Raw genomic sequence first — 25,451 nt, 5'->3', positions numbered from 1 at the left:
GAGAGTGCAAGCGGCTTCGACGAAGCCTCGATGAGGGGTGGTGGCCGGGTGACGGGTGGGCGCAAGCGGCTCTCGCGGATCGCGGACGGGCACGGAGACGCACGAAGGGCCCGCATCCCCCTAGGATGCGGGCCCTTCGTGCGTGAGTGTCGCGTGAGTGCGTCGGTGGCCGATCGCGCCGAGATCAGACGGCGAGCTTGACCATGTCCGCCTGCGGCCCCTTCTGGCCCTGCGAGATCTCGAACTCGACCCGCTGACCCTCTTCAAGGGTGCGGTATCCGTCCATCTGGATCGCGCTGTAGTGGACGAAAACATCCGCACCACCGTCGACCGCGATGAAGCCGTACCCCTTCTCCGCGTTGAACCACTTGACGGTGCCCTGAGCCATGCCTAACTCCCCTATTACTGGCCCTTGCACAGGTCCGCACTTCGCGGACCCGGGTCAGAACTCACCACCCGACAGGAGGGGGTGTGCGCCGGAACGCGTCGACCGCGGCTGAATGTATCTGCCCAACTGCCCTCTGCAACAGGTCAATCAGACGAGAAATCCGAGCGCGCGCGAACGGATAATTGAACCGAATTCAAGAAATTCCGGGGCAAGTCGGGCCCGGCAAATGGCGCTTAAGGAGGCAATTCGATCGCGCACATTGGCTGCTTCTTCTTGGGCCCGGGCGCATTCTCATATGCGGTCGGCACAAGCAGCGGAGGGGGCTTCCCCAACTGTACCGCGCTCAACCATGCAGAATTGCCCCCTCCGCTTCTCTTGCGGAGGGGGCAATTCTCTTAACGCTGCGTAACTCAGCCGCCGGCGACGGCGGGAATGATCGAAACGCCCGCACCGTCCGGGGTCGCCGTCTCGAGACCCTGCTCGAAACGCACGTCGTCGTCATTGACGTACACGTTCACGAAGCGGCGCAGCTTGCCCTGGTCGTCCAGGACGCGCGCGGCGATGCCCGTGTGGTTCTTCTCCAGGTCGGAGATCACCTCGGAGAGCGTCGCGCCCTCCGCCGGGACCTCGGCCCGACCGCTCGTGTACGTACGGAGAATGGTGGGGATGCGGACGTTCACGCTCATGGTGTTCTGCCTTCCGTAGGTAGTCAGCGGGCCAGGCCGGCGTCGCGGAACGCGTCGAGGCTCGGGCGGATGGTCGCCGTGGGACCGGTCGTCGGAGCGACGGCGTCGAGGGTCTTGAGACCGTCACCGGTGTTGAGCACGACCGTGGTGAGCGCCGGGTCGAGCACGCCCGCCTCGATCAGCTTCTTCGTCACGCCCACGGTCACGCCACCCGCGGTCTCCGCGAAGATGCCCTCCGTACGGGCGAGGAGCTTGATCGCGTCGACGATCTGCTCGTCGTTGACGTCCTCGACGGCGCCGCCGGTGCGGCGCGCGATGTCCAGGACGTACGGGCCGTCGGCGGGGTTGCCGATCGCCAGCGACTTGGCGATGGTGTTCGGCTTCTGCGGCCGTACGACATCGTGCCCGGCCTTGAAGGCGGTCGACACCGGCGAGCAGCCCTCGGCCTGGGCGCCGAAGATCTTGTACGGCTTGTCCTCGACCAGGCCGAGCTTGATCAGCTCCTGCAGGCCCTTGTCGATCTTCGTGAGCTGCGAGCCCGAGGCGATCGGGATCACGATCTGGTCGGGCAACTGCCAGTCGAGCTGCTCGCAGATCTCGTACGCCAGCGTCTTGGAACCCTCGCCGTAGTACGGGCGGAGGTTGACGTTGACGAAGCCCCAGCCCTCGCCCAGCGGGTCGCCGATGAGCTCGGAGCAGAAGCGGTTGACGTCGTCGTAGTTGCCCTCGATGCCGACGAGCTCGCCGCCGTACACCGCGGCCATGACGACCTTGCCCTGCTCCAGGTCGTGCGGAATGAACACACAGGAGCGGAAGCCGGCCCGCGCGGCGGCGGCGCCGACAGCGCCCGCCAGGTTGCCGGTGGAGGAGCAGGAAAGAGTGGTGAAGCCGAAGGCGCGCGCGGCCTCGACGGCGATCGCGACGACACGGTCCTTGAAGGAGTGCGTCGGGTTGCCGGAGTCGTCCTTGATGTACAGGCCGCCGGTGACGCCCAGCTCACGGGCGAGGTTGTCGGCCTTGACGAGCTTGGTGAAGCCGGGGTTGATGTTCGGCTTCTCGGCCACGTCGGCGGGGACGGGCAGCAGCGGGGCGTACCGCCAGATGTTGTTCGGACCCGCTTCGATCCGCTTCTTCAGCGCCTCGGGGTCATCGGCCGGAAGGTCGTACGCGACTTCGAGTGGCCCGAAACAGGAGGCACAGGCGAAGATCGGGCCAAGGTCGAAACGCTCTCCGCACTCGCGGCACGAGAGCGCCGCGGCGGGACCGAGGTTCACGGGGGTGGTTGCGACAGTCTGCACAGCCATGGTGGCGAGGCCCTTTCTCCTCATCTTCCTCGCGACGCATTTCGCCACGAGACGGAATTGGCACCTTCCCCACCGTGACCTCGCGGTCGGCGGGAGGGTTGCCGGGACTTCAACGGGCCGTTCCCTCTGTCCCTCTGGATGAGCGGTATTCGGTTATCAGCGTGAGGACCCCCGACATGCGACGGTCATCCGCGTTGTTCAAGACTGTAACCGAAGGCCCGGACGCTTGAGATAGTCGTCCGAACCGCGAGATGGATCACAGGATCCGGATGTCAGAGGGAGACGCGCACGTGCTGGAAGAGGTGGAGCGCTGGCTGACCAGGCGTTCCTGGTCTGCGGCCGACCGCCCGCTCGGCCGGCTGATGGCCGGCAAGCGCGGTACGACCATCAGCGTCGTCCTGCCCGCGCTCGACGAGGAGGCGACGGTCGGCGAGATCGTCACCGTGATCCGGCGTGAGCTGATGGAGGCCGTACCGCTCGTCGACGAGCTGGTCGTCATCGACTCGGGTTCGACCGACCGTACGGCCGAGGTGGCCGCGGCTGCCGGAGCGCGCGTCGTGCACCGGGACTCGATCCTGCCCCGGATACCCGCGGTCCAGGGCAAGGGCGAGGTGCTGTGGCGGTCGCTGATGGTGACCGGCGGCGACATCGTCTGCTTCGTCGACGCTGACCTCAAGGAGTTCTCGGCCGACTTCGTCTCCGGGATCGTGGGGCCGCTGCTGACCGACCCCGAGGTGCAGTTCGTCAAGGCGATGTACGACCGGCCGCTCGGCGAGGTGTCCGGTCAGGGCGGCCGGGTGACCGAGCTGGTGGCGCGGCCGCTGCTGAATCTGCACTGGCCGCAGCTGGCCGGGTTCGTCCAGCCGCTCGGCGGGGAGTATGCGGCGCGGCGCTCGCTGCTGGAGCGACTGCCCTTCCCCGTGGGTTACGGAGTGGAGCTGGGTCTGCTGGTCGACGCGCTGCACACGGTGGGGCTCGACGCGCTGGCGCAGGTGGACGTCGGTTCGCGCAAGCACCGCCACCAGGACGGTCAGGCGCTGGGGCGGATGGCCGCGGCGATCTACCGTACGGCTCAACTGCGGCTCTCCCGCGGTCACTTGGTGCGGCCTGCGCTCACACAGTTCGAGCGGGGCGATGAGGGCTTCGTACCGCGGACACATGCAGTGGACACCGAGGAGCGGCCGCCGATGCGCGAGATCGGCGAGTACGCGGCACGGCACGCGGCATGAGGACCGGCATGAGGACACCGAGTGGCGCAGTCCAGCCGTACGCACGTTTGAGGGTTTACAGGAAGGGCTAGGTTTCGGCACATGGTCTCCCAGCAGCCTGCCGCCCAGATCCTTGTCGCGTCGAACCGCGGCCCGGTCACATACACGCGTCAGCAGGACGGTTCGCTGGACGCCCGCCGCGGCGGGGGCGGTGTGGTCTCCGGTCTGTCCGCGATCGACTCCGAGTCGGACTCGGTGTGGGTGTGCGCCGCCCTCAGCGACGGCGACCGCGAGGCGGTACGGCGCGGGGTGGCCGAGCCCGGGGTGCGGATGCTCGACATCGACGCCGATGTGTTCGCCGACGCGTACAACGGGATCGCGAACTCCGTGCTGTGGTTCGTGCACCACATGCTCTACCAGACGCCGCTCGAGCCGGTCTTCGACGCGGAGTTCCGCCGCCAGTGGGCCTCGTACGAGGCCTACAACCGCGCCTTCGCCGAGGCCCTGGCCGAGGAGGCCGCGCCGGGCGCCGACGTCCTGGTGCAGGACTACCACCTGGCGCTGGTGCCCCGGATGCTCCGCGCCCACCGCCCCGACCTGCGTATCGGCCATTTCTCGCACACGCCGTGGGCACCCGTCGACTACTTCCGGATGCTGCCCGACGACATCGCCGCCCAGCTGCTCGGCGGCATCCTCGGCGCCGACCGGGCGGCGTTCCTCACCCACCGCTGGGCGGATGCCTTCACCGACTGCTGCCACACCGTGCTTGGCCCCGGCATCCCTTCTGGCACCCGGATCGGGGTGCACGGTCTCGGCGCGGACGCGGACTTCCTGCGGGAGCGCTCACACCGGCCCGACGTGGAGGAGCGGCTGGCCGCGCTGCGCGAACAGGTGGGCCCCGGGCGAAAGACGATCGTGCGCGTGGACCGCACCGAACTGTCCAAGAACATCGTGCGCGGGCTGCTCGCCTACCGGCACCTGCTGGAAACCCGGCCCGAATGGCGGGAGCGGGTCGTCCACGTCGCCTTCGCGTACCCCTCGCGGCAGGACCTGGCGGTCTACCGCGAGTACACGGCCGAGGTCCAGCGCGTCGCCGACGAGATCAACTCCACGTACGGGTCGGAGACATGGAGCCCGGTCGTCCTGCATGTGAAGGACGACTTCGCCCGCTCCCTGGCCGCGTACCGGCTGGCGGACGTCGCCCTGGTCAACCCCATCCGGGACGGTATGAACCTGGTCGCCAAGGAGATCCCCGTCGTCTCCGACGACGGCTGTGCGCTGGTGCTGTCGCGTGAGGCGGGAGCGCACGAGGAACTGGGCGAGGACGCGGTCACGGTCAATCCGTACGACGTGACCGGCACCGCCGACGCGCTGCACCAGGCGCTGACCATGCCCCACGACGAACGGGCCCACCGCACCAAGCGGCTGGCGGCCGCGGCGACCGCGCTGCCGCCGCAGCAGTGGTTCCTCGACCAGCTACAGGCGCTGCGCGAGGGCTCCTAGGAACTCCACGACCGCCGCCGGACCCGGCAGCAGCAGGTCGGCGCGGTCCGCGACCTCCGGCACCTCGGCGCTGCCGCTGCACACCAGCAGGCCGGGGATGCCGTCCGAGCGGAGCTTTTCGACGGCGGCGAAGGCGGGCAGATCCCCGAGGTCGTCCCCGGCGTAGAGGACGGCTTCGGCCTCCACTTCGCGTACGTACTCGGCAAGCGCCACGCCCTTGTCCATGCCCGGCGGGCGCAGCTCCAGGACCATACGGCCCGGCTCCACGATCAGTCCGTGGCGGGCGGCGAGCTCGGCGAGCGGATCGCGCAGGGCGTCGAAGGCGGCCTGCGGGTCGGAGGCGCGGCGCGTATGGACCGCGACGGCCTGGCCCTTCTCCTCGATCCAGGTGCCCTGCCACGCCCCGATGTCGTCGAGGAATCCGGGGAGTTCGGCGCGGGCGGCCGCGACACCGGGATGCGGGGCCGGCGTTTTGACCGTGCCGGACACGGCGTCCCAGCGCTCGGCGCCGTAGTGACCGAGGACGACGAGATGGTCCAGGCCCGGCACTCCGGCGAAGCCGCCGTACCGGACGGCGACACCCGCGGGGCGTCCCGTGACCACGGCGACGGATGCGATACGTGGCGCGAGCGCGGCGAGCGCCGGGACGGTGCCGGGGTGGGCGCGGGCCTGTTCGGGGTCGGGCACGATCTCGGCGAGAGTGCCGTCGAAGTCGAGGGCGACGACGGCTTTCTGCGGCCGGGCGAAAATCGCGGCCAGACCGTCACGGCCGGCGGGGGTGGACGGCGTCGGCAGGGGATGCGGGTACGGGGAGCTGCCCATGGACCGACCCTATCGGCGACTTCGTTTCGCGTCCCTGACACGGCGGAGCCGGTTGACCGTGACCGGGTCGTGGGCGAGGGCGCGCTCGTCGTCGATGAGGGCGTTGAGAAGCTGGTAGTAGCGGACCGGGGAGATGCCGAGCTGTTCCCTGATGGCCCTCTCCTTCGCGCCGGGCCCCGGCCAGGAGCGGTGCTCCATGGCCAGTACGGCACGGTCACGCTCGGAGAGCGCCTGGTCGTCGGTCATACGATCCAACATATCGGCGACGGGTTGTTCTCTGCCGCGGACCGCCGGGACTACTCGGCGTTCTCCTTGACGGTGGCGGCGCGGGCGATGCGGCCGAGAACATCAGCCGGGTTGGCGCCCGGCTCCACAGCCTGTCCGACGTTCTTCTTGATGTTCTCGCTGACGGCCGCCCATGAGGTCTTGCCGACGGGCGGAAGCACCGAGGTGGGGAGCTCTTCCAGGAACTCCTTGAGGTCCTGGTGCTCGGGGTCCGCGGCCATCGCCTCGGAGGCGGAGACCGTCACCGGCAGCAGGTCGTTCTGGCCGGCGAAGTCGAGGACGTTCTTGTCGCTGAAGACGAAGTCCAGGAACTTGCCGATCTCGACGCGGTGGCCGTTCTGCTTGAAGCCCATGATCCAGTCGGCGACGCCCATCGCCGCCTTCGCCTTGCCGGTGGTGCCGGGCAACGGCACCTTGCCGACGTCGATATTGGCCTTCGCTGCGGCCTGCATCAGGGAGGGGTGGCCGTTGACCATGCCGACCTCGCCGCGCGTGAAGGCGGCGAAGGCGTCCTTGCGGTTCAGCTTGCCGGGGGCGACAGGGCCCGTGAGCTTCTTGTCGACCAGCTTCGTCTTCAGCCAGTTGAAGGTGGCGACGTTCTGCTCGGAGTCGATGGCGTAGTTGCCGGTGGTGTCGGTGTAGCCGTCACCACCGCTGAGCAGCCACATCATGGTCTCGGCCTGGGCCTCTTCAGGACCCAGCGGCAGCGCGAAGGGGTACTTCGCGTCGGTGTTGTCCTTCAGCTTCTCCGCGTCTTCGACGAGGTCGTCCCAGGTCTTGGGGGTCTCCTTGATCCCGGCCTCTTTGAAGAGCTTCTTGTTGTAGAAGAGCAGCCGGGTGGAGGCGACGAACGGCAGTCCGTACTGGACGCGCTTCATCTCACCGGCGTCGGTGAGCGGGCCGAGGAAGTTGGACTGCACGGGTATGGAGAGCAACTGGTCGGCGGAGTACAGCTTGTCGGCCGCGGCGTAGTCGGCGTACGCGCCGATCTGGGCGACGTCCGGGGCCTTGCCGGCCTTGACCATCTCGCCGACCTTGCGGTCGATGTCGTTCCAGGACTCGATCTGGACGTCGATCTTGATGCCGGGGTTCTGCTTCTCGAACGCGGCGCTGAGGTCGGCCCAGTACTTCTTGCTGCTCTGGCCGCCGGACACGTCGTAGTCGGCCGCCACCAGCTTGAGGGTGACATCGCCGGAACCGCTGGTTGTGCCACAGCCCGCGAGAGCCGCCGTCATGCCCAGTGCGGCGAGCGCCGCGGTCAGACCCAAGAAGCGCTGATGCACAGCTCTTCCCCCACCCTCTGCTTTGGTTGCCCGTCTTGTCCCAGTCGGTCCCCCGCGACGTCCTGTGAGATGAGCTGCGATTTTCCACCATCCGGAGGTATGAGGTCTACTCCACTGCATATCACTTCCGCAACGTCAGTCCCGGGGCCACTTCCGTGACGTCCGTGCCCGGCCGGGCAGGCATTGCCCGGGCACGCCGCGGGCTGCTAAGCACGTCCCTTGGCACGAAGTGGTCGATGCCGGTCCCGAGTTACGCGTATGTCGCGAGGAGCCCTGTCGCATGTCCCGTACCGCAGCAGAGATTGCCACCCAGCCCGCCTGCTGGCGCCGAGCGGCCGAGGCCGCGGCCGCCTTCGAAGGGCTGCCACAGCCGGGGGAGCGGGTCGCCGTCACCGGGTGCGGCACGTCCTGGTTCATGGCGATCGCGTACGCGGCGCTGCGGGAGGCGGCGGGGCTGGGCGAGACCGACGCGTTCGCCTCGTCGGAGTTCCCTGCGGGGCGGTCCTACGACCGGGTCGTCGCGATCACCCGCTCCGGCACGACGACGGAGGTCCTGGACCTGCTGTCCGCCCTCCGCGGCAAGGTCCCCACGCTGGCCCTGACCGCGGACCCGAAGACCCCCGTCATGGACGCGGCGGACGCGGTGGCGGTGCTGGACTGGGCGGACGAGGAGTCGGTCGTCCAGACCCGTTTCGCCACGACCGCGCTTGCCTTTCTGCGGGCCGGACTCGGTGACCTGCCCGGCGTGAAATCCGTCACCGAGGCGGCGGTCGACGCGGAGCTCGCGATCACGGAGCCGCTGCCGGACGCGGTGGTCGGGGCGGAGCAGTGGACGTTCCTGGGCCGCGGCTGGACGTACGGCCTTGCGCTGGAGGCGGGCCTGAAGATGCGCGAGGCGGCGGGCGCGTGGACGGAGTCGTACCCGGCGATGGAGTACCGCCACGGCCCGATCTCGATCACCGGCCCGGGCCGCGTGGCCTGGGTGTTCGGCGCACTCCCGGAGGGCCTGTCGGTCGACGTGGCCCGGGTGGGCGGCACCCTGGTGGCCCGCCAGGAGGCGGACCCGCTGGCGGACCTGATCCGCGCGCAGCGCCTGGCGGTAACGCTGGCGGAGTCGAAGGGCTTCGACCCGGACCGGCCGAGGAATCTGACGCGGAGCGTGATCCTTTCCTGACGGGCCGGTCCGGGGCGCGGGGCGGTCCGGGCTGCTCGGACTGCCCGTGCCGCGGGGCGCGGGGCGTCGGCCCCCCGTCCTTCACTCCGCGGCGGTAGCCGCTGCGCGGGGCTGATCCCCTCCCCGCCCCTTCCCGCTGTGACATTTTGCGGCTCCGCCGCGTGGGGGGCTGCGCCCCGGGCCCCCCGCAGGAGGGGTACGTGAGGGCTGACGCCCTCACGCCCTCGGCGCTTCGGCGGCTTCGCCGCGGAGCACCCCAGGTCACCCACCCGGGCCGGCGCGGCGCGAAGCTGCCGCAAGGGGTGCGGGGCTTCAGCCCCCGCATCCCTCGCCCCGGGGTCTGGGGCTTGCCCCCAGTTTCGGGAAGGGGCGGGTGGGGGAAAACCACTCCGCCGTTTGTATGGGCGCGCAACAATCCGTCGCAGTGGACTAGACCTTTCCCCCGTCCACCCGCCAGACTGTCCACGTGAGACACGTCATCGCCCTCGATGTGGGCGGCACCGGCATGAAGGCCGCCCTCGTCGCGGCCGACGGCACCCTGCTGTACGAGGCCCGTCGCGCCACCGCGCGTGAGCGCGGGCCCGACGCCGTCGTCGAGTCGATCATCGGCTTCGCCGGCGAGCTACGCGCGTACGGCGAGGAGCACCTCGGCGAGAGCGCCCTCGCCGCCGGCGTCGCCGTCCCCGGCATCGTCGACGCCGAGAACGGGATCGCGGTGTACGCCGCCAACCTCGGGTGGCGCGACGTGCCGATGCGCCGGCTGCTCAGCGAGCGACTCCACGGCGCCCCCGTCGCCCTCGGCCACGACGTCCGCACCGGCGGCCTCGCCGAGGGGCGCATCGGCGCGGGCAAGGGCGCCGACCGGTTCTTGTTCGTGCCGCTCGGTACCGGGATCGCCGGTGCCATCGGCATCGCCGGGCAGATCGAGGCCGGCGCCCACGGATACGCCGGTGAGATCGGCCATATCGTCGTCCGCCCCGACGGCCCTGCCTGCGGCTGCGGCCAGCGCGGCTGCCTGGAGACCCTCGCCTCCGCCGCCGCGGTGACCCGCGCGTGGGCGAAGGCGAGCGGCGACCCGGACGCCGACGCCGCCGACTGCGCCAAGGCCGTCGCCTCGGGCGATCCGAAAGCCGTGGCCGTGTGGCTCGACGCCGTCGACGCCCTCGCCGCCGGACTCGTCACCGCGCTCACCCTGCTGGACCCCCGCACCCTGATCATCGGTGGCGGTCTCGCCGAGGCAGGGGAAACCTTGTTCACACCACTTCGGGCCGCGGTCGAGGAACGAGTCACGTTCCAGAAGCTGCCCGCCATCGTCCCGGCGGCCCTCGGGGACACCGCCGGATGCCTGGGCGCAGGGCTGCTCGCCTGGGATCTACTCGACACGGAGGTAACCGGCTGATGGCCGACCGCATGGTTCTCACGGGCGCCCGGGTGGTACTGCCCACCGGAACCGTCGAGAACGGACGGGTGATCGTCGAGGGGACGAAGATCGTCGGCGCCGCGCCGGCCGACGCGGCATCGCACGACCTCTCCGGCCACTGGGTCGTCCCCGGCTTCGTCGACATCCACAACCACGGCGGCGGCGGCGCCTCGTTCACCTCCGGCAGCGCCGAGGACGTGCTCAAGGGCGTACGGACCCACCGCGAGCACGGCACGACCACCCTCGTCGCCTCCACCGTCACCGGCGAGATGGACTTCCTCGCCCACCGCGCGGGCTTCCTGTCCGAGCTGGTCGAGCAGGGCGACCTCGCGGGCATCCACTTCGAGGGCCCCTTCATCTCCCCGTGCCGCAAGGGTGCCCACAGCGAGGAGCTGCTGCGCGACCCCGATCCGGCCGAGGTGCGCAAGCTGATCGACGCCGCACGCGGTACGGCGAAGATGGTCACCCTCGCCACCGAACTCCCCGGCGGCATCGACTCCGTACGCCTCCTCGCGGAGCACGGCGTGATCGCCGCGATCGGCCACACGGACGCGACGTACGAGCAGACCGTCGAGGCCATCGATGCGGGCGCGACCGTGGCGACGCATCTCTTCAACGCGATGCCCGCGCTCGGCCACCGCGCTCCGGGACCGATCGCCGCGCTCCTGGAGGACGAGCGGATCACGGTCGAGCTCATCAACGACGGCACGCATCTGCACCCCGCCGCCCTCGAACTCGCCTTCCACCGCGCGGGCGCGGCCCGCGTCGCGTTCATCACCGACGCCATGGACGCGGCAGGTTTCGGCGACGGCCGCTACCAGCTCGGCCCGCTCGCAGTCGAGGTCAAGGAGGGCGTCGCGCGGCTGGTCGAGGGCGGTTCCATCGCGGGCTCGACGCTCACGCTCGACACCGCGTTCAGGCGCGCGGTCACCATCGACCGGCTGCCGGTGGAGGACGTCGTCCAGGCCATCTCGGCCAATCCCGCGAGGCTGCTGGGCGCCTACGACACGGTCGGCTCGCTGGAGCCGGGCAAGGACGCCGACCTGGTGGTACTCGACGCCGAGTTCACGCTCAAGGGCGTGATGCGCAAGGGCGAATGGGTGATTGAGCCGCAAGTAGGGTGATTTCTACGCAAGTCACTCAAGGCGGTTGGCCCGGGGGTCTGGGCCATCCGCTTTCCGTTTGGCATGATCAGGGCCCGTACGAGCACGGCAAACGCGTTCTCCGGGGGTGTGTACGGGTGATCCTGACGGTCACGCTCAACACCGCTCTCGACATCACGTACCGGGTCCCGGCGCTGACGCCGCACGCCAGCCACCGCGTCAGCGAGGTCCGCGAACGCCCCGGCGGCAAGGGCCTCAACGTCGCCCGCGTGCTGTCCGCACTGGGCCACGAGAGCGTCGTCACCGGCTTCGCGGGCGGGCCCGTCGGAGCCGTACTGCGCGATCTGCTGGCCCCGCTCGCACCGCACGACGCGCTCGTCCCGATCGCCGGGACCACCCGCCGCACGATTGCCGTGGCCGACGACGCGAGCGGCGACACGACCCAGCTGAACGAGCCGGGGCCCACCGTCACCGCCGAGGAATGGGCGGCGTTCCTCTCCTCGTACGACTCCCTGCTGCGCGGAGCCGACGCCGTCGCCCTGTGCGGCAGCCTTCCGCCAGGCATCCATGTGGGCGCGTACGCCGAACTGATCCGCCGGGCCCGCGGCGCCGAGGTCCCCGTGCTCCTGGACACCAGCGGCGAACCACTGCGCCGCGGCATCGCCGCCCGCCCCGACCTGGTCAAGCCGAACGCCGAGGAGCTCGCCCGGCTCACCGGCTCCCGCGAACCGCTGCGCGCCACCCGTGACGCCCGCCGCCGCGGCGCGCACAGCGTGGTCGCCTCGCTCGGCCCGGACGGCGTCCTCGCGGTCACCCCGGACGGTGTCTGGCAGGCGGCCCCGCCCGCGCCGGTGAAGGGCAACCCGACGGGCGCGGGCGACTCGGCAGTGGCCGGGCTGCTCTCCGGGCTCGTGGAGGCGCTTTCGTGGCCGGACAGGCTCGCCCGCGCTGTGGCACTGTCGGCGGCGACCGTACTGGCCCCGGCGGCGGGCGAGTTCGACGCCGCCGCGTACGAGGAGCTTGTGCCGCGGATCGCGGTGACCGAACGCGTGACCGCGGCGTGAAAGCCCGCAGCAAGCGCACAATCGGGCTCAGCCGCCCGGGAATGGGGATGGACCATGCCACTCGTCAGCACCGGTGAACTCGTCTCGGCCGCCGCGGCCGACGGCCGCGGCATCGCCGCCTTCAACGTCATCACGCTGGAGCACGCCGAGGCGATCGCCGCCGGCGCCGAGCAGGCCGGCGAGCCCGCGATCCTGCAGATCTCCGAGAACGCCGTGAAGTTCCACGGCGGACAGGTCTCCGCCATCGCCGCCGCAGCAGCCGCCGTGGCCCAGGCGTCCAGCGCGCAGCTCGCCCTCCACCTGGACCATGTCGTCTCCGTGCGCCTGCTGAGGTCGGCGGACGACGAGGGCTTCAGCTCGGTGATGTTCGACGCCTCGAAGCTGCCGTACGACGAGAACGTCCGCGCCACGGCGGACGCCGTGCGCTGGGGACACGAACGCGGCATCTGGATCGAGGCGGAACTGGGCAAGGTGGGCGGCAAGGAGGGCGAGGCCCCGCTCGACGCCCACGCCCCGGGCGTCCGCACCGACCCGGCCGAGGCGGCGGCCTACGTCGCCGCCACGGGCGTGGACGCCCTGGCCGTCGCGGTCGGCTCCTCCCACGCGATGACGGAGCGCACGGCGGCCCTTGACCACGCCCTGGTCGCCCACCTGCGCGACGCGGTCCCGGTCCCGCTGGTCCTGCACGGCTCCTCGGGCGTCCCGGACGAGGAAATCCGCCGCGCGGTCGCCTCGGGCATGGTCAAGATCAACGTCGGAACGGCCCTGAACACGGCCTTCACGGCCGCGGTCCGGGCCTTCCTGGAGACCGACCCGCAATCGGTGGACCCCCGGAAATACCTCGCCCCGGCTCGCGAGGCGATGGCCGGGACGGTGGCGGGGTTCCTGCAGACGATCAGCCTGCGGACGATCAGCGGCTGATCAGCCGTTCCTGAGGCTGGTCAGCCGTCCTTGACCTCGAGCCAGTCGAGGATCACGTTGCACTGGTTGCCCTGCTCGCAGGAGATCTTGAGCTCGTTCTCGCCCTGCTTGAGGTTGACCGGCGCCCACGTGGTCTGCCAGTTCTTGTCCCAGGCCGGGTCCGTGGAGTGGATGAAGTTCTTCAGACCCAGCGGGTTGGTGTTCGCCTTGCCGTTGACCGTCAGCGTGGCATTGGCGTCCTGCGCCGGGATGGCGTAGCGCACATACAGCCGATACCCACCGGCCTCCTTGATGTTCGCCTTCCAGGTGACCGAGGCGCCCACCGCGTTGAAGCCGGTGACGAACGCGCCGCCGGCACCCTCCGCACCCTCGATGTCCTTGGCCAGCACGGCAGGCGCACCCAGCTGCAGCGTCGCCGCGTCCTGCTTCGGCAGCGGCTCCTTCGGGTCCTTTGGCGTGGACGGGTCATCGCTCGGCTTCACCGACTGGCCCGCGCTGGAGCCGTCGGTCCCGCCGGACCGACCCGCCTTGTCGTCCTCGCCGCCGCCCGTCATCAGCGCCGCCGCGATGCCGATCACGACCACCGCGACCACAGCGATCGCGCCGATCAGCAGGCCCTTGGTGTTGGGGCCGCCGCCGCGTCCCCCGCCGTGGCCGCCGCCCTGGGACGGGACCGGGCTGGTGGGGGCGCCGCCGGGGTAGGTCTCGGGGGCCGCGTACTGCGCGGTCGGCTGGCCCTGCTGCCCGTACGACTGCTGCCCGTACGCCTGCTGCTGCGGGACCTGCTGGCCGTACTGGCGCTCGCCGACCGTCCGGACCTGGTTGTACGAGGTTCTGGGGACGCCGGGCTGCGCGGCCGGACCCGGATAGCCGTAGCCGCGGCTCTGGCCGGGCGGTGTCGCACCCGCTGCCCGTCCGTCCTCGTACAGGTAGCCGAACGGATCGTCGTCCTCGGGCGTGCTCGCGCCGTTGTTCGCGGCCGTCATCCCCATTCACTCCTCACCATGTCGTCAGCACATCGCCGACGCGGGCGAGCCTACCCGGTTCGGAGTAACCCATAGGGTGCCGTTGACCTCAGCCGGCCCGCCGGTGCACCTTCGCACGGGACCGCTTCTCGACGTACATCCGCTGGTCGGCGCTCTGCAGGACCTCTTCCACGGACATTCCGCAGCTCGCCCAGCCGATGCCGAAGCTCGCCCCTACGCGGACCCCGCGGCCGCCGACCCGGATCGGCAGGATGATCGCGTTCCGCAGGCGTACGGCCAGGTCGGCGGCGTCCGCCGCGCCCAGGCCGTCGGCGAGCACGACGAACTCGTCACCACCGAGCCGGGCGACGGTGTCGTTGTCGCGTACGCCGGTCGTGAGCCGGCGCGCGACCTCCACAAGCACCGCGTCGCCGGTCTGGTGCCCGAACCGGTCGTTGATCGACTTGAAGCCGTCCAGATCACAGAAGAGGACCGCGAGCCCCTTCGTCCCGTCGTCGGCCTCGCCGTCGGGAGCGATCGTGTGGACATGGTGGTCGTAGGGCACGCCGGTGGTCTCGAAGTCGAAGCCGTCGCTGCCGAAGATCCCCTCGCTGTCCGCCCCGTACGCGGCGTCCAGGGCCTCGATCGCCGTCTCCCGCGCCGTCTGCGGCCGCTCGCACAGCCGCGCGCTGAGCCGGGCACGCAGCTCGGCACTGTTCGGCAGTCCGGTGAGTGCGTCGTGACTGGCCCGGTGCGCGAGCTGGAGCTCGTGCCGCTTGCGGTCCTCTATGTCCTCGACATGGGTGAGCAGAAACCGGGGGCCGTCCGCGGTGTCCGCGACGACGGAGTTACGGAGCGAGACCCAGACATACGTCCCGTCCCGCCGCCCGAGCCGCAGCTCGGCTCTGCCCCCCTCGGCAGACGTACGCAGCAGAGTGCCGACGTCCTCGGGGTGGACGAGATCCGCGAAGGAGTAGCGGCGCATCGCGGAGGCGGGTCTGCCGAGCAGCCGGCACAGGGCGTCATTGGTGCGCAGCAGCCTGCCGTGCTGGTCGCCGCCCATCTCGGCGATGGCCATACCGCTCGGCGCGTACTCGAACGCCTGCCGGAAGGACTCCTCACTGGCGCGCAGGGCCTGCTGCTCACGCTCCAGGCGGACCAGGGCGCGCTGCATGTTTGCTCGCAGGCGGGCGTTGCTGATCGCAATCGCGGCCTGGGACGCGTACATCTGGAGCGCTTCCTGGCCCCAGGGTCCGGGCCGCCGTCCGTTGCGCGGCCGGTCGACGGAGATGACGCCGAGGAGCTCGCGGCCGCCGCCCGATGCATACATGGGCGCGTAGAGCCGGTCCTGCGGGTGCCACTCGTCCTCGAAGCGCGGGTCGGGGCCCTCGGTGTGCCACTGCGGGACGTCGTCCTCGATGAGCACCCAGCCCTCGGTGTGCGGGATGAAGCGCAGCTCGCCCCAGGCCTCGCCCATCGAAAGACGGCGTTCCCAGGACGGGCGGGAGCCGACGCGGCCGGTGATCAGGGCTTCCGCGGCGGCGCTGCCGGCGAATGCGGCGACGACGAGATCACCGTCGGGGCGTACGAGATTGACGCAGGCCAGCTCGTAGCCGAGTCCTGCGACGATTCCGTCGGCCACGGTCTGCAGTGTGTCGGCCAAGCTCCGGGCCGTGTTGAGGTCCGCGACCACCTGGTGCAGCTGCCGCAGGGTCGCAAGACGGACGTAGGGCTCCGACTCGGTCTCCATTGCTCGCTCTCCCCGAGACCTCGACAGCAAACTCCAGGGTTCTCATCGGCGTTCTTGTTGCGGTATCACGGCCACTGAATCACAGCGAGCTGTCCACTCGGTACACAGGGTCAACAAATACTGCACTCTGTGACTCAAGTCACAGTGGATGATGGCGGGTTGCCTGCGCGGGCTGCAATGACCCTCGCTTTCTTGAACGCAAATACGGTGTGTGCTGTGCACCCACGGGGGTCCGGCGTGCGGTCACGACGGTCCTAGGACCTGGCTGGTCCCCTGGCCCGATGCGGGCGCGGGACGGCCGAGACTAGCGTTCCTCGTGTGTTGCAGACGACCCCCGCTACCGCCCCTGTTGCCATCCCCCATGCTGAGGGGGTGAGCAACGAGGAGTTCCGTGCCGCCATGTCCCGGCTGGCCGCGGGTGTGGTGCTGGTGACCGCGCACGACCCGGACGACGGCCCGCGCGGCGAGGACGTCGGCATGACGGCGACGGCCTTCATGTCGGTGTCACTGGACCCCCCGCTGGTCCTGGTGAGCCTGCGCAACGGCTCCCGCATGGACGACCTGCTCACCGAACAGCCGCTGTGGGCGGTCTCGGTGCTCTCGGAGAGCCAGCGGCACATCGCGGGCCGCTTCGCGATGAAGGGCCGCGTCAGCGACCGGCTGCTGTTCGAGGACATCCCGTACACGAGGGGCGAGGTCAGCGGGGCGCTGCTGGTGAGGGGCTCGCTCGCGACGCTGGAGTGCCGTACGGAGCAGCGAGTCGAGGCGGGGGACCACACGCTGGTGATCGCCCGCGTGCTGACGGTGGGCCTCCCGAGCGGAGACGGCAACCCGCTGTCGTACTTCAAGGGCCGCTACCGGCAGTTGGGCTGACGTTTCCGGTACGGGAGGGGACGCGCGCGTCCGACCGGGATGCGCGGGACGCGGGCCCGACCCGGGACGCGCGGGACGCGGGGTGGGCCGGTCCGGAGCCGGCGCGGCTACCAGTCGCGGCCCGTGCGGCCGCGCTTCGTTTCCGAGCGCTGCTTCTTCTCCCGCAGCCGCCGCTCGTTGATACCCCGGGGAATCCTCGTCGCCCGGCGCGGCCTCGGCGGCGGCGCCGTCGCCTCCGCGAGCAGCGCGGCCAGCCGCACCGCCGCCGTCTCCCGGTTGCGCCACTGCGAGCGGTGCTCCGACGCGCGGACCGCGATCACACCACCCACCATCCGGCCCGCGAGCCGCTCCAGCGCGCGGTCCTTCCAGACCGGCGGCAGCGCCTCGGTCCTCGCGAGGTCGAAGCGGAGCTCCACCTGTGAGTCACTCGTGTTGACGTGCTGGCCACCCGGTCCCGACGACCGCGAGAAACGCCACATGAGCTCGGCCTCCGGCAGGGAGACCGAACCGCGGATGATGTAAGGACCGGACATGTGTCCATGGTCGCGTGCCCACCGCGCTCCCGTCACCCACTTTTCCGCGGATGGAACCTGACAGTCCCCTGCCTGCGTTATGACGGGTGACGGTAGCTTCGAGGCTCGAAGCCCGCACAGTCGACCACGAAGGGGACTTCCCAATGGCAGTAAGCCTGTCCAAGGGCGGCAACGTCTCGCTCACCAAGGAGGCACCGGGCCTGACCGCCGTCACGGTCGGCCTCGGCTGGGACGTCCGTACCACCACCGGCACCGACTTCGACCTCGACGCCTCCGCGATCGGTGTGAACCCCGGCGGCAAGGTCGCTTCCGACGCCCACTTCGTCTTCTTCAACAACAAGGCGACGCCGGACCAGACCATCGTGCACACCGGTGACAACCGCACCGGCGAGGGCGGTGGCGACGACGAGCAGATCAACGTCAACCTGGCGGGACTGCCGGCTGACGTCGACAAGATCGTCTTCCCGGTCTCCATCTACGACGCCGTCACCCGCAGCCAGAACTTCGGCCAGGTGCGCAACGCCTACATCCGCATCGTCAACCAGGCGGGCGGCGCCGAGCTCGCGCGCTACGACCTGAGCGAGGACGCCGCCACCGAGACCGCCATGGTCTTCGGCGAGCTGTACCGCAACGGCGCGGAGTGGAAGTTCCGCGCGGTCGGCCAGGGTTACGCCTCGGGTCTTGAGGGCATCGCCCGCGACTTCGGCGTCAACCTCTGACGTACGCAGCGCTGCGCAGAGGGAGCCCCCGGCCGCCCGGCCGGGGGCTCCCCGCGCTCATGGGTTCGCGGGCTTGTCCTTGCCGTACAGCCAGGTGTCCCACAGCTCGGTGAGGTCCTTGCCGGACTTCTTCTCCACATAGGAAGTGAAGTCGGCGGTGGAGGCGTTGCCGTGGCGGCGCTCCGCCGCCCAGCCCTCCACGATCCCGAAGAAGGCGTAGTCGCCCACCGCCTGACGGACCTTGTGCAGGACCATCGCGCCGCGGCCGTACACCGGTTCGTCGGAGACCTTCTCCGCGGACGGCGGATCGGCGGGCGGGAAGGCCCAGTTCTTCCCGTCGGCGAAGGCCTCGTCGAAGCTCTCCTGGGCCGGCTGGTCGTTGAAGTCCTCGTCCCAGATCCACTCCGCGTACGTCGCGAAGCTCTCGTTGAGCCACATGTCCTTCCAGGACTTGGGCGTCACGGAATTGCCGAACCACTGGTGGGCGATCTCGTGCACGAGCGTTTCCGGGAGCTGGTCCACCGGGATGACGGGCTTGGTCTGGGTCTCCAGGGCATAGCCGATGTCATCCTTCGGCACAACGATCACACCGGCGGAGGAGAAGGGGTACGGACCGAAGTTCGTCTCCCCCCACTCCACGATCTCGGGGATTTGCGCGATCAGCTCCGCGCCCTGCTTCCCCACGGCCGCGTCGACAGCGGTGAGGACCGGCAAGCCTCTGGACGTGCGGGACGGCGTCGTCTCGTAGTCGCCGATCGCCAGCGTGGCAACGTAACTCGCCATCGGCTGCCTGGACTTCCAGACGAACCTGGTGCGCCCGCCCGCCGGGCCCGTGCTCATCAGCTCTCCGTTGGAGATCGCCTGCAGCCCCTTGGGCACAGTGACCGTGATGTCGTACGTGGCCTTGTCGCTCGGGTGGTTGTTGCCCGGGAACCAGGCCATCGAGCCGCTGGGCTCGCCGACCGCGAGGGCGCCGCTCCCGGTCTGCAGCCAGCCCTCTTCCGAGTTGTCCTTGTCGATGACGGTCTTCGGTTCACCGGAGTAGCGGACGACCGTACGGAAGGTCTTGCCCTTGTCGATGTCGCGGTGCGGGCGCAGCGTCAGCTCGTCGCCCGCCCGGTTGGCCGCGGCCTTCTCGCCGTCGACGGTGGCGCTCTCGACGTTCAGCCCGTGGAGGTCGAGGTTGAAGGCGCTCAGGTCCTGGGTGGCGCGGGCGGTGATCTCGGCCGTGCCCCGGAGATGGCTCGTGTCCGGGTCGTAGTCGAGGGTCAGGGCGTAGTGCTGGACGTCGTAACCGCCGTTGCCGAGCCCGCGGAAGAGCGGGTCACGCACGCCCGCCGCGCCCGGCTTGCCGTGCACGCCCGAGCCGCCGTCGGTGCAGCCCGCGAGCAGGAGCAGGGCGACGGCGGGCGTCAGGGTGCGTACGAGAGTTCGCATATCCACGCACTTGATCCTATGCGGGGCGCGAATCGGCAGGCGCATCTGAGCCGGATCTACGCGAAGTTGGGCGTGGACACGAGGGCGGGTGCGGTCTCGGTGGCGAAGGAACAGCGGCTGCTGCCGTAGTCCCACCCGGCCCGGGGTGGCCGCACCGCATATGCCGCCCACCGCGCCAACGCACCGTATAGCGGACCCTGTTGTATGCCCTCCGGACAACTCAAGGTCAAATGTTTGTTGCAGACCTGTCAACAACGATCTTTCGCTGGCACTCTCTCCTCCGCTACCCCCACAACTGGCGAAGGAGTCCACGTGACCCGCCTGCAGTCCTCGCACCACACCGCCCCCTCCCACAAGCGTGCGCGAACCGCACGTGCCGCCGCCCTGATCGCCTCGGCCGCCATGGTCGCCGTCGCGTTCACGAGCGGCTCGGCCAATGCACAGGCCGACCGCGAAGAGGGAGCGACCGCTCTCGTACTGTCCTCCGCGCAGCGCTCGGCCGCGCTCAAGGACGCCCAGGCAGAGGCGGTCACCACCGCCGGAGCCATCGGCCTCGGGAGCAAGGAGAAGCTCGTCGTCCGGGACGTCGTCAACGACGCGGACGGCACGGTGCACACGCGCTACGAGCGCACCTACGAAGGGCTCCCCGTCATCGGCGGCGACCTCGTCGTACACGAGAAGAAGTCCGGCGCCCGCTCCACGACCAAGGCGACCAACGCCCGAATAGCCGTGGCCAGTACGGCCCCCGCCGTGTCCGTGGCCACCGCGAAGAAGTCGGCGCTCGCCGCCTCGGACGCGAAGTCCGAAGCCGCCTCCTCCGCCCGCAAGGTGATCTGGGCGGCCACCGGAAAGCCCACCCTCGCCTGGGAGACCGTCGTCACCGGCGTCCAGCAGGACGGCACCCCGAGCGAGCGGCACGTCCTCACCGACGCGGCCACCGGCAAGGAGCTGTACGCGTACGAGGCCATCGAGACCGGCACCGGCAACAGCCAGTACAGCGGCACCGTCACGCTCGGCACCGCGCCCTCGTACACGCTGACCGACACCGGCCGCGGCGGCCACAAGACGTACGACCTGAACGGCGGCACCAACGGCACCGGCACCCTCTTCAGCGACCCCGACGACACCTGGGGCAACGGGACCGCGTCCAACCGCCAGACCGCGGCCGTCGACGCCCACTACGGCGCCGCTGTGACCTGGGACTTCTACAAGAACGAGCTGGGGCGCAACGGCATCAGGGGCGACGGCGCCGCCGCCTACTCCCGCGTCCACTACGGCAACGCGTACGTCAACGCCTTCTGGTCCGACGCCTGCTTCTGCATGACGTACGGCGACGGCGCGGGCAATCTCAAGCCGCTGACCTCGCTCGACGTGGCCGGCCACGAGATGAGCCACGGCCTGACCGCGTCCACGGCCGGTCTGAAGTACAGCGGGGAGTCCGGCGGCCTCAATGAGGCCACCTCCGACATCTTCGGAACCTCGGTCGAGTTCTACGCCGCCAACGGCTCGGACGTCGGCGACTACCTCATCGGCGAGAAGATCGACATCCGCGGCAACGGCACCCCGCTGCGCTACATGGACAAGCCCAGCCGCGACGGCAACTCCGCCGACAACTGGTCCAAGAGCGTCGGCCGGCTCGACGTGCACTACTCCTCCGGCCCGGCGAACCACTTCTTCTACCTGCTCTCCGAGGGCAGCGGCGCCAAGACCATTAACGGCGTCAGCTACGACTCCCCCACCTCCAACGGCTCCACCGTCACCGGGATCGGCCGGGTCAAGGCGTACAAGATCTGGTACAAGGCGCTCACCACGTACATGACCTCGTCCACCAACTACGCGGGCGCGCGCACAGCCACCCTGCAGGCGACGAGCGACCTGTACGGGGCGGGCAGCGCGGAGTACACGGCGGTGGCGGCCGCCTGGACCGCGATCAACGTGAAGTAGCCCCGATGTGACGTCGTACGACTTCGAAGCCGTACGACGTGTGCTCACGGGCCGCGCCGGATCATCGCCGCGCGGCCCGTGACACCATCAGCCCGTGCTCGACATCGGCTACTCCCTCTCCCGCCGCTTCCCCGACCCCCCGCAGACGGACTACCGCCGCGCGGACGTCCAGGCCCTGCGGCACGACCTCTTCTGCGGCGACGTCTATCTCGCCGACACCAAGGAGGACCGCGAGGTTTCCACAGCCTGGGGATGGGTGCCGGTCCTCGACTTCGCCTGGGCCCTGTGCGACATCGTCGAACGGCTCGACCGCGACCCCCTCGGCAGCCGCGCCGCCAAACCCCAGCACGCCGAGCTGGACTTCACCGAGTCCGCCGACCGCATGCTCTTCGAGCGGCGCTTCGGCTGGGTGGACGTGGAGGCCGACTGGATGCCCGGCGACGAGCCGCCGCTCACCTTCAGCCATGCCGAGCTGCGCCGCGAGGCCCGCGATTTTCTGCACGATCTGATCGCGGACCTGTCCGACATGCACGAGGGCCTCGCCGACAACCCGGTGGTGTGGGACATCCAGGCCCGTTTCCCCCGCGTGTGACAGCCCCGATGACGGCCTCTTGACCTCAAGCGAACTTGAGCTTGAAGGGTGTTCCCCGTCAGTACGGATCACACGCCAGGGGAGCCACCCATGCACGCCATCCGCCTCCACGCCTACGGCCCCGCCGAGAACCTCACGTACGAGCAGGCCGAAGACCCCGTCCCAGGCCCCGGCCAGGTGCGGATCGCCGTGGCCGCGGCCGGCGTCCATCTCCTCGACACCGCCCTGCGCGAAGGCATGACCGGCCCCTACCCCGCCCCCGCCGTACTGCCCACCATCCCCGGCCGTGAGGTCGCCGGAACCGTGGACCGGCTCGGCGAGGGCGTCGGTGAGGTATGGCTCGGCAAGAAGGTCGTCGCCCACCTCGGCATGAATCCCGGGGGCTACGCGGAACTGGCCGTCACCGACGCCGCCAGACTCCACGAGATCCCCGCGCGGCTGGACGATGCCGAGGCCGTCGCGATGATCGGGACAGGCCGTACGACGATGGGCATCCTGCAGTTCACCGACCTCGGCCCCGACGACATCGCGATCGTCCCGGCCGCGGCGGGCGGCATCGGCACGCTCCTCGTGCAGTACGCGAAGAACGCCGGCGCGATCGTGATCGGCCTGGCGGGCGGCCCGGAGAAGGTGGCCCGGGTCGCCGACAACGGCGCCGACCTCGCCGTCGACTACAAGCAGCCGGACTGGCCCGAGCAGGTCCGCGCGAATCTCGGCGCGCATCTCAAGGACAGGAAGGCCACCGTCGTCTTCGACTCGGTCGGCGGGGCGACCGGCCGCGCCGCCGTCGACCTCCTCGGCAAGGGCGGCAAGCACCTCGTCTTCGGCTGGTCGAGCGAGGGCCTGCACGACGGCGGCCCGCTGACCTTCACCGAGGAGGAGCTGGCCGAGCGCGGCATCACCTCCGAAGGCGTACTCGGCCCGGTGATGCTGCAGAAGGCGGGCGGAGACGTGCGCGTACTGGAAGAGCGCTCCCTCGCCGAGGCCGCGGCCGGACGGCTGCGCCCCGCCGTGCAGCGCTACCCGCTCGCCGAAGCAGCCGCGGCCCACCGCGCCCTGGAGACGCGCGGCACGATCGGCAAGGTGGTCCTGATCCCGTAAAGCCCTGTCCGGTCCTAGGAGCCCAACGACGCCAGCGCCTCGTCGGTCAGCCGGTACACCGTCCACTCGTCCTGCGGCTTCGCGCCGAGTGAGCGGTAGAAGGCGATCGACGGGGCGTTCCAGTTCAGGACGGCCCACTCGAGGCGCTCATAACCGCGCTCCACACAGATCCGCGCCAGCTCGGTCAGCAGCGCCTTGCCGTGCCCGCCGCCGCGCACCGCCGGCCGCACATACAGATCCTCCAGATAGATGCCGCTCACGCCGGTCCACGTCGAAAAGTTCAGGAACCACAGCGCGTAGCCCGCCACCTCCCCTTCGTCCGTCTCCGCGATGTGCGCGAAGGCGGCGGGCCGCTCCCCGAACAGCGCCTCGGCCAGCTGCTCCTCGCTCGCGCGGGCCTCGTCCAAGGACTTCTCGTACTCGGCGAGTTCGCGGACCATACGGTGAATCTCGGGGACATCGGCCGGTGTGGCGTTACGAATCATGAAGCCAGCGTGCCCGCCCGGCCCCTGCCGTGCCAGCAGTTTCCGACCAATGGACACCTGCCCCTCCCGGCTGCCGGCAACCGCCGACGAACGTGCGCCGACCCCTCCTGCGTACGACGATGAAAGGGCCAACGAGTACCCTCCCGCCACACGCACTCAAGCTGAGCAGCAGGGGCATCATGAGCACGAGCACCGTCAACGGCGGCATTTCGTTCTGGTACGCACAGGAAGGCACCCCCGTCCCCCGGGAGCCCCTCCCCGGCGACGCCACCGCGGACGTCTGCATCGTCGGCGGCGGATACACCGGCCTGTGGACGGCCTACTACCTCAAAAAGGCCGTCCCCTTCCTGAACATCACCGTCCTCGAAGGCAAGTTCTGCGGCTACGGCGCCTCCGGCCGCAACGGCGGCTGGCTCTACAACGGCATCGCCGGCCGCGACCGCTACGCCAGACTCCACGGCCACGACGCCGCCGTCCGCCTCCAGCAGGCCATGAACGACACCGTCGACGAGGTCATCCGGGTCGCCGCCGAAGAGAACATCGACGCCGACATCCACAAGGGCGGCGTACTCGAAGTCGCCCACAGCCCCGCCCAGTTGACCCGCCTCAAGGCCTTCCACGCCGTCGAGATCGCCTTCGGCGAGAAGGACCGCGTCCTGCTCGGCGCCCGCGAAACCGCCGACCGGATACGCGTCACCGGCGCCGTCGCCTCCACCTGGACCCCGCATGGCGCGCGCCTGCACCCGGTCAAACTGGTCAAGGGGCTCGCGGCGGCGGTCGAGGCGCTGGGCGTCACCATCCACGAATCGACGCCCGTCACCGAGATCAAGCCCAAGCACGCCGTAACCCCCTACGGCACGGTCCGCGCCCCCTACATCCTGTGCTGCACCGAGGGCTTCACCGCGAACCTCAAGGGCCACAAGCGCTCCTGGCTCCCCATGAACTCCTCCATGATCGCCACCGAGCCGCTCCCCCAGTCCGTCTGGGACACCATCGGCTGGGACGGCCGCGAAACCCTCGGCGACATGGCCCACGCCTACATGTACGCCCAGCGCACCGCCGACAACCGCATCGCCCTCGGCGGCCGCGGCGTCCCGTACCGCTACGGCTCACGCGCCGCCACCGCCGGAAATACAGACCGCACCCAGCCCGCGACCGTCGAAGCCCTCCGCGACATCCTCGTCCGCTTCTTCCCCACCACCGCTGGCGTCCGCATCGACCACGCCTGGTCCGGCGTCCTCGGCGTCCCCCGCGACTGGTGCGCCACCGTCACCCTGGACCGCTCCACCGGCCTCGGCTGGGCAGGCGGCTACGTCGGCTCGGGCGTGGCCACCACCAACCTCGCGGCCCGCACCCTGCGCGACCTGATCCAACAGGACTCGGGCCAATCGGGCGGCACCGACCTCACGACGCTCCCCTGGGTCAACCACAAGGTCCGCGCATGGGAACCGGAACCCCTGCGCTGGCTGGGCGTCCAGGCGATGTACGCGGCCTACCGCACGGCGGACCGCCGCGAATCCGCGGCCCACTCGGCGGAAACGGACCGCATAGCCAAGATCGCGGACCGGATCGCGGGACGTCACTGACACCTGCGGCATCCAGCCCTCGCGCATGACAAAGCCCAGGCCGACGAGGGCCGGCCTGGGCAGCTGAGCCCCCTGTCGGATTCGAACCGACGACCTACGCATTACAAGTGCGTTGCTCTGGCCAGCTGAGCTAAGGAGGCGCGTCCGAGCAGTCTAACCGGACCCGTCACCTGCCCCGGTCGAAAATTTCATCGCCTTCCGGCTACTGACAGATCGGACATCGCCAGGTAGCGTCACGGCAGGTTCACCACAGGTGGACTACACCACTCCCTTACTCGGATCGTCCGGCACGTTCCTGCCGGTGA

24 protein-coding genes, 1 tRNA gene, 1 pseudogene and 1 riboswitch are annotated in these 25,451 nt (G+C 70.1%); of the genes and pseudogenes, 14 read left to right on the top strand and 12 right to left on the bottom strand.

Going from position 1 to position 25,451, the window contains the following annotated elements:
- Positions 1-184: 184 nt before the first annotated feature.
- The 3 genes from ABZS64_RS08815 to thrC form a co-directional block, all read right to left on the bottom strand.
- A complete protein-coding gene (locus tag ABZS64_RS08815; protein ID WP_005315736.1) occupies positions 185-388 on the bottom strand; it encodes a cold-shock protein in 204 nt (67 codons plus the stop codon).
- 410 nt (positions 389-798) lie between these two features.
- On the bottom strand, positions 799-1,074 hold the full coding sequence (locus tag ABZS64_RS08810; protein ID WP_355825143.1) for a MoaD/ThiS family protein: 276 nt from the start codon (positions 1,072-1,074) through the stop codon (positions 799-801).
- 23 nt (positions 1,075-1,097) lie between these two features.
- On the bottom strand, positions 1,098-2,378 hold the full coding sequence (gene thrC, locus ABZS64_RS08805) for a threonine synthase (RefSeq protein WP_355825140.1): 1,281 nt from the start codon (positions 2,376-2,378) through the stop codon (positions 1,098-1,100).
- A 17-nt stretch (positions 2,379-2,395) separates the two neighbouring features.
- Positions 2,396-2,523: riboswitch (SAM riboswitch) on the bottom strand.
- A gap of 145 nt (positions 2,524-2,668) precedes the next feature.
- Between thrC and ABZS64_RS08800 the strand changes: the two genes are divergently transcribed.
- A complete protein-coding gene (locus ABZS64_RS08800; RefSeq protein WP_355825426.1) occupies positions 2,669-3,607 on the top strand; it encodes a glucosyl-3-phosphoglycerate synthase in 939 nt (312 codons plus the stop codon).
- An 81-nt stretch (positions 3,608-3,688) separates the two neighbouring features.
- A complete protein-coding gene (locus ABZS64_RS08795) occupies positions 3,689-5,089 on the top strand; it encodes a trehalose-6-phosphate synthase (protein ID WP_355825137.1) in 1,401 nt (466 codons plus the stop codon).
- Here ABZS64_RS08795 and otsB read toward each other — a convergent pair.
- Genes otsB through ABZS64_RS08780 form a run of 3 tightly spaced genes read right to left on the bottom strand, consistent with a single transcriptional unit; the run spans position 5,063 to position 7,431 of the window.
- The gene (otsB, locus tag ABZS64_RS08790; RefSeq protein WP_355825134.1) at positions 5,063-5,911 is read right to left on the bottom strand and encodes a trehalose-phosphatase; all 849 of its coding nucleotides are present in this window, start codon (positions 5,909-5,911) and stop codon (positions 5,063-5,065) included. The genes ABZS64_RS08795 and otsB overlap by 27 nt on opposite strands.
- A 9-nt stretch (positions 5,912-5,920) precedes the next feature.
- Positions 5,921-6,169: a DUF3263 domain-containing protein gene (locus ABZS64_RS08785; RefSeq protein WP_355825131.1), complete on the bottom strand. Its 249-nt coding sequence runs from the start codon at positions 6,167-6,169 to the stop codon at positions 5,921-5,923.
- A gap of 38 nt (positions 6,170-6,207) precedes the next feature.
- On the bottom strand, positions 6,208-7,431 hold the full coding sequence (locus ABZS64_RS08780; protein WP_355825423.1) for a sugar ABC transporter substrate-binding protein: 1,224 nt from the start codon (positions 7,429-7,431) through the stop codon (positions 6,208-6,210).
- A 328-nt stretch (positions 7,432-7,759) separates the two neighbouring features.
- Here ABZS64_RS08780 and ABZS64_RS08775 point away from each other — a divergent pair, with 328 nt between their 5' ends.
- From ABZS64_RS08775 to ABZS64_RS08755, 5 genes are all read left to right on the top strand, one after another.
- On the top strand, positions 7,760-8,653 hold the full coding sequence (locus ABZS64_RS08775; protein WP_355825128.1) for a sugar isomerase: 894 nt from the start codon (positions 7,760-7,762) through the stop codon (positions 8,651-8,653).
- 466 nt (positions 8,654-9,119) lie between these two features.
- Positions 9,120-10,052 (top strand): ROK family protein, encoded by a 933-nt coding sequence (locus ABZS64_RS08770; protein WP_355825125.1) that lies wholly within the window; start codon positions 9,120-9,122, stop codon positions 10,050-10,052.
- Positions 10,052-11,197 carry an N-acetylglucosamine-6-phosphate deacetylase gene (nagA, locus tag ABZS64_RS08765; RefSeq protein ID WP_355825122.1) on the top strand — a complete coding sequence of 382 codons (1,146 nt, stop codon included), beginning with the start codon at positions 10,052-10,054 and terminating at the stop codon, positions 11,195-11,197. The genes ABZS64_RS08770 and nagA overlap by 1 nt, the downstream gene beginning before the upstream one ends.
- A 116-nt stretch (positions 11,198-11,313) precedes the next feature.
- Positions 11,314-12,240 carry a 1-phosphofructokinase family hexose kinase gene (locus ABZS64_RS08760; protein WP_355825119.1) on the top strand — a complete coding sequence of 309 codons (927 nt, stop codon included), beginning with the start codon at positions 11,314-11,316 and terminating at the stop codon, positions 12,238-12,240.
- A gap of 54 nt (positions 12,241-12,294) precedes the next feature.
- A complete protein-coding gene (locus ABZS64_RS08755; RefSeq protein WP_355825115.1) occupies positions 12,295-13,161 on the top strand; it encodes a class II fructose-bisphosphate aldolase in 867 nt (288 codons plus the stop codon).
- A 20-nt stretch (positions 13,162-13,181) separates the two neighbouring features.
- On the opposite strand, the gene ABZS64_RS08750 is transcribed toward ABZS64_RS08755, so the two are convergent.
- A complete protein-coding gene (locus ABZS64_RS08750; RefSeq protein ID WP_355825113.1) occupies positions 13,182-14,147 on the bottom strand; it encodes a CBM35 domain-containing protein in 966 nt (321 codons plus the stop codon).
- 88 nt (positions 14,148-14,235) lie between these two features.
- Positions 14,236-15,876 carry a diguanylate cyclase CdgB gene (cdgB, locus tag ABZS64_RS08745; protein WP_355825110.1) on the bottom strand — a complete coding sequence of 547 codons (1,641 nt, stop codon included), beginning with the start codon at positions 15,874-15,876 and terminating at the stop codon, positions 14,236-14,238.
- Between the two features lie 318 nt (positions 15,877-16,194).
- Between cdgB and ABZS64_RS08740 the strand changes: the two genes are divergently transcribed.
- The gene (locus ABZS64_RS08740) at positions 16,195-16,749 is read left to right on the top strand and encodes a flavin reductase family protein (RefSeq protein WP_355825107.1); all 555 of its coding nucleotides are present in this window, start codon (positions 16,195-16,197) and stop codon (positions 16,747-16,749) included.
- 107 nt (positions 16,750-16,856) lie between these two features.
- On the opposite strand, the gene arfB is transcribed toward ABZS64_RS08740, so the two are convergent.
- A complete protein-coding gene (arfB, locus tag ABZS64_RS08735; protein ID WP_355825104.1) occupies positions 16,857-17,282 on the bottom strand; it encodes an alternative ribosome rescue aminoacyl-tRNA hydrolase ArfB in 426 nt (141 codons plus the stop codon).
- 143 nt (positions 17,283-17,425) lie between these two features.
- Here arfB and ABZS64_RS08730 point away from each other — a divergent pair, with 143 nt between their 5' ends.
- Positions 17,426-18,001 (top strand): TerD family protein, encoded by a 576-nt coding sequence (locus ABZS64_RS08730; RefSeq protein WP_266547139.1) that lies wholly within the window; start codon positions 17,426-17,428, stop codon positions 17,999-18,001.
- A gap of 57 nt (positions 18,002-18,058) precedes the next feature.
- On the opposite strand, the gene ABZS64_RS08725 is transcribed toward ABZS64_RS08730, so the two are convergent.
- Positions 18,059-19,438: a M1 family metallopeptidase gene (locus tag ABZS64_RS08725; RefSeq protein WP_355825420.1), complete on the bottom strand. Its 1,380-nt coding sequence runs from the start codon at positions 19,436-19,438 to the stop codon at positions 18,059-18,061.
- Between the two features lie 36 nt (positions 19,439-19,474).
- Here ABZS64_RS08725 and ABZS64_RS08720 point away from each other — a divergent pair.
- The 4 genes and pseudogenes from ABZS64_RS08720 to ABZS64_RS08705 all read left to right on the top strand — a co-directional run.
- Positions 19,475-19,567, top strand: a pseudogene (locus tag ABZS64_RS08720) (DNA-binding response regulator); the annotation flags it as partial.
- 273 nt (positions 19,568-19,840) lie between these two features.
- On the top strand, positions 19,841-21,382 hold the full coding sequence (locus ABZS64_RS08715; protein WP_355825417.1) for a M4 family metallopeptidase: 1,542 nt from the start codon (positions 19,841-19,843) through the stop codon (positions 21,380-21,382).
- Positions 21,383-21,476: 94 nt separating this feature from the next.
- Positions 21,477-21,974, top strand: coding sequence for a hypothetical protein (locus ABZS64_RS08710; RefSeq protein WP_355825100.1), 498 nt, complete (start codon positions 21,477-21,479; stop codon positions 21,972-21,974).
- A 90-nt stretch (positions 21,975-22,064) separates the two neighbouring features.
- On the top strand, positions 22,065-23,075 hold the full coding sequence (locus ABZS64_RS08705; RefSeq protein ID WP_355825098.1) for a zinc-binding dehydrogenase: 1,011 nt from the start codon (positions 22,065-22,067) through the stop codon (positions 23,073-23,075).
- A 14-nt stretch (positions 23,076-23,089) separates the two neighbouring features.
- Here ABZS64_RS08705 and ABZS64_RS08700 read toward each other — a convergent pair whose 3' ends face one another.
- The gene (locus tag ABZS64_RS08700; protein ID WP_355825095.1) at positions 23,090-23,560 is read right to left on the bottom strand and encodes a GNAT family N-acetyltransferase; all 471 of its coding nucleotides are present in this window, start codon (positions 23,558-23,560) and stop codon (positions 23,090-23,092) included.
- A gap of 179 nt (positions 23,561-23,739) precedes the next feature.
- On the opposite strand from ABZS64_RS08700, the gene ABZS64_RS08695 reads away from it, so the two are divergent.
- A complete protein-coding gene (locus ABZS64_RS08695) occupies positions 23,740-25,146 on the top strand; it encodes an FAD-dependent oxidoreductase (protein WP_355825092.1) in 1,407 nt (468 codons plus the stop codon).
- A 66-nt stretch (positions 25,147-25,212) separates the two neighbouring features.
- Here the strand turns inward: ABZS64_RS08695 and ABZS64_RS08690 are convergent.
- Positions 25,213-25,286: transfer RNA gene (locus tag ABZS64_RS08690), tRNA-Thr, on the bottom strand.
- Between the last annotated feature and the right edge of the window lie 165 nt (positions 25,287-25,451).

The sequence above is a fragment of the Streptomyces sp. NPDC005408 genome, assembly GCF_040606445.1.
GTDB lineage: Bacteria > Actinomycetota > Actinomycetes > Streptomycetales > Streptomycetaceae > Streptomyces.
Note: the sequence above shows the minus strand (reverse complement) of the source record. Positions and strands in the feature narration are given on the sequence as shown.

What these genes read in the sequence shown, in the direction of transcription:
- ABZS64_RS08815 (WP_005315736.1), bottom strand. Translation starts at nt 388, where the DNA reads ATGGCTCAGGGCACCGTCAAGTGGTTCAACGCGGAGAAGGGGTACGGC.
- ABZS64_RS08810 (WP_355825143.1), bottom strand. Translation starts at nt 1,074, where the DNA reads ATGAGCGTGAACGTCCGCATCCCCACCATTCTCCGTACGTACACGAGC.
- thrC (WP_355825140.1), bottom strand. Translation starts at nt 2,378, where the DNA reads ATGGCTGTGCAGACTGTCGCAACCACCCCCGTGAACCTCGGTCCCGCC.
- ABZS64_RS08795 (WP_355825137.1), top strand. Translation starts at nt 3,689, where the DNA reads ATGGTCTCCCAGCAGCCTGCCGCCCAGATCCTTGTCGCGTCGAACCGC.
- otsB (WP_355825134.1), bottom strand. Translation starts at nt 5,911, where the DNA reads ATGGGCAGCTCCCCGTACCCGCATCCCCTGCCGACGCCGTCCACCCCC.
- ABZS64_RS08785 (WP_355825131.1), bottom strand. Translation starts at nt 6,169, where the DNA reads ATGTTGGATCGTATGACCGACGACCAGGCGCTCTCCGAGCGTGACCGT.
- ABZS64_RS08780 (WP_355825423.1), bottom strand. Translation starts at nt 7,431, where the DNA reads ATGACGGCGGCTCTCGCGGGCTGTGGCACAACCAGCGGTTCCGGCGAT.
- ABZS64_RS08775 (WP_355825128.1), top strand. Translation starts at nt 7,760, where the DNA reads ATGTCCCGTACCGCAGCAGAGATTGCCACCCAGCCCGCCTGCTGGCGC.
- nagA (WP_355825122.1), top strand. Translation starts at nt 10,052, where the DNA reads ATGGCCGACCGCATGGTTCTCACGGGCGCCCGGGTGGTACTGCCCACC.
- ABZS64_RS08755 (WP_355825115.1), top strand. Translation starts at nt 12,295, where the DNA reads ATGCCACTCGTCAGCACCGGTGAACTCGTCTCGGCCGCCGCGGCCGAC.
- ABZS64_RS08750 (WP_355825113.1), bottom strand. Translation starts at nt 14,147, where the DNA reads ATGACGGCCGCGAACAACGGCGCGAGCACGCCCGAGGACGACGATCCG.
- cdgB (WP_355825110.1), bottom strand. Translation starts at nt 15,876, where the DNA reads ATGGAGACCGAGTCGGAGCCCTACGTCCGTCTTGCGACCCTGCGGCAG.
- arfB (WP_355825104.1), bottom strand. Translation starts at nt 17,282, where the DNA reads ATGTCCGGTCCTTACATCATCCGCGGTTCGGTCTCCCTGCCGGAGGCC.
- ABZS64_RS08730 (WP_266547139.1), top strand. Translation starts at nt 17,426, where the DNA reads ATGGCAGTAAGCCTGTCCAAGGGCGGCAACGTCTCGCTCACCAAGGAG.
- ABZS64_RS08725 (WP_355825420.1), bottom strand. Translation starts at nt 19,438, where the DNA reads ATGCGAACTCTCGTACGCACCCTGACGCCCGCCGTCGCCCTGCTCCTG.
- ABZS64_RS08715 (WP_355825417.1), top strand. Translation starts at nt 19,841, where the DNA reads ATGGTCGCCGTCGCGTTCACGAGCGGCTCGGCCAATGCACAGGCCGAC.
- ABZS64_RS08705 (WP_355825098.1), top strand. Translation starts at nt 22,065, where the DNA reads ATGCACGCCATCCGCCTCCACGCCTACGGCCCCGCCGAGAACCTCACG.
- ABZS64_RS08700 (WP_355825095.1), bottom strand. Translation starts at nt 23,560, where the DNA reads ATGATTCGTAACGCCACACCGGCCGATGTCCCCGAGATTCACCGTATG.
- ABZS64_RS08695 (WP_355825092.1), top strand. Translation starts at nt 23,740, where the DNA reads ATGAGCACGAGCACCGTCAACGGCGGCATTTCGTTCTGGTACGCACAG.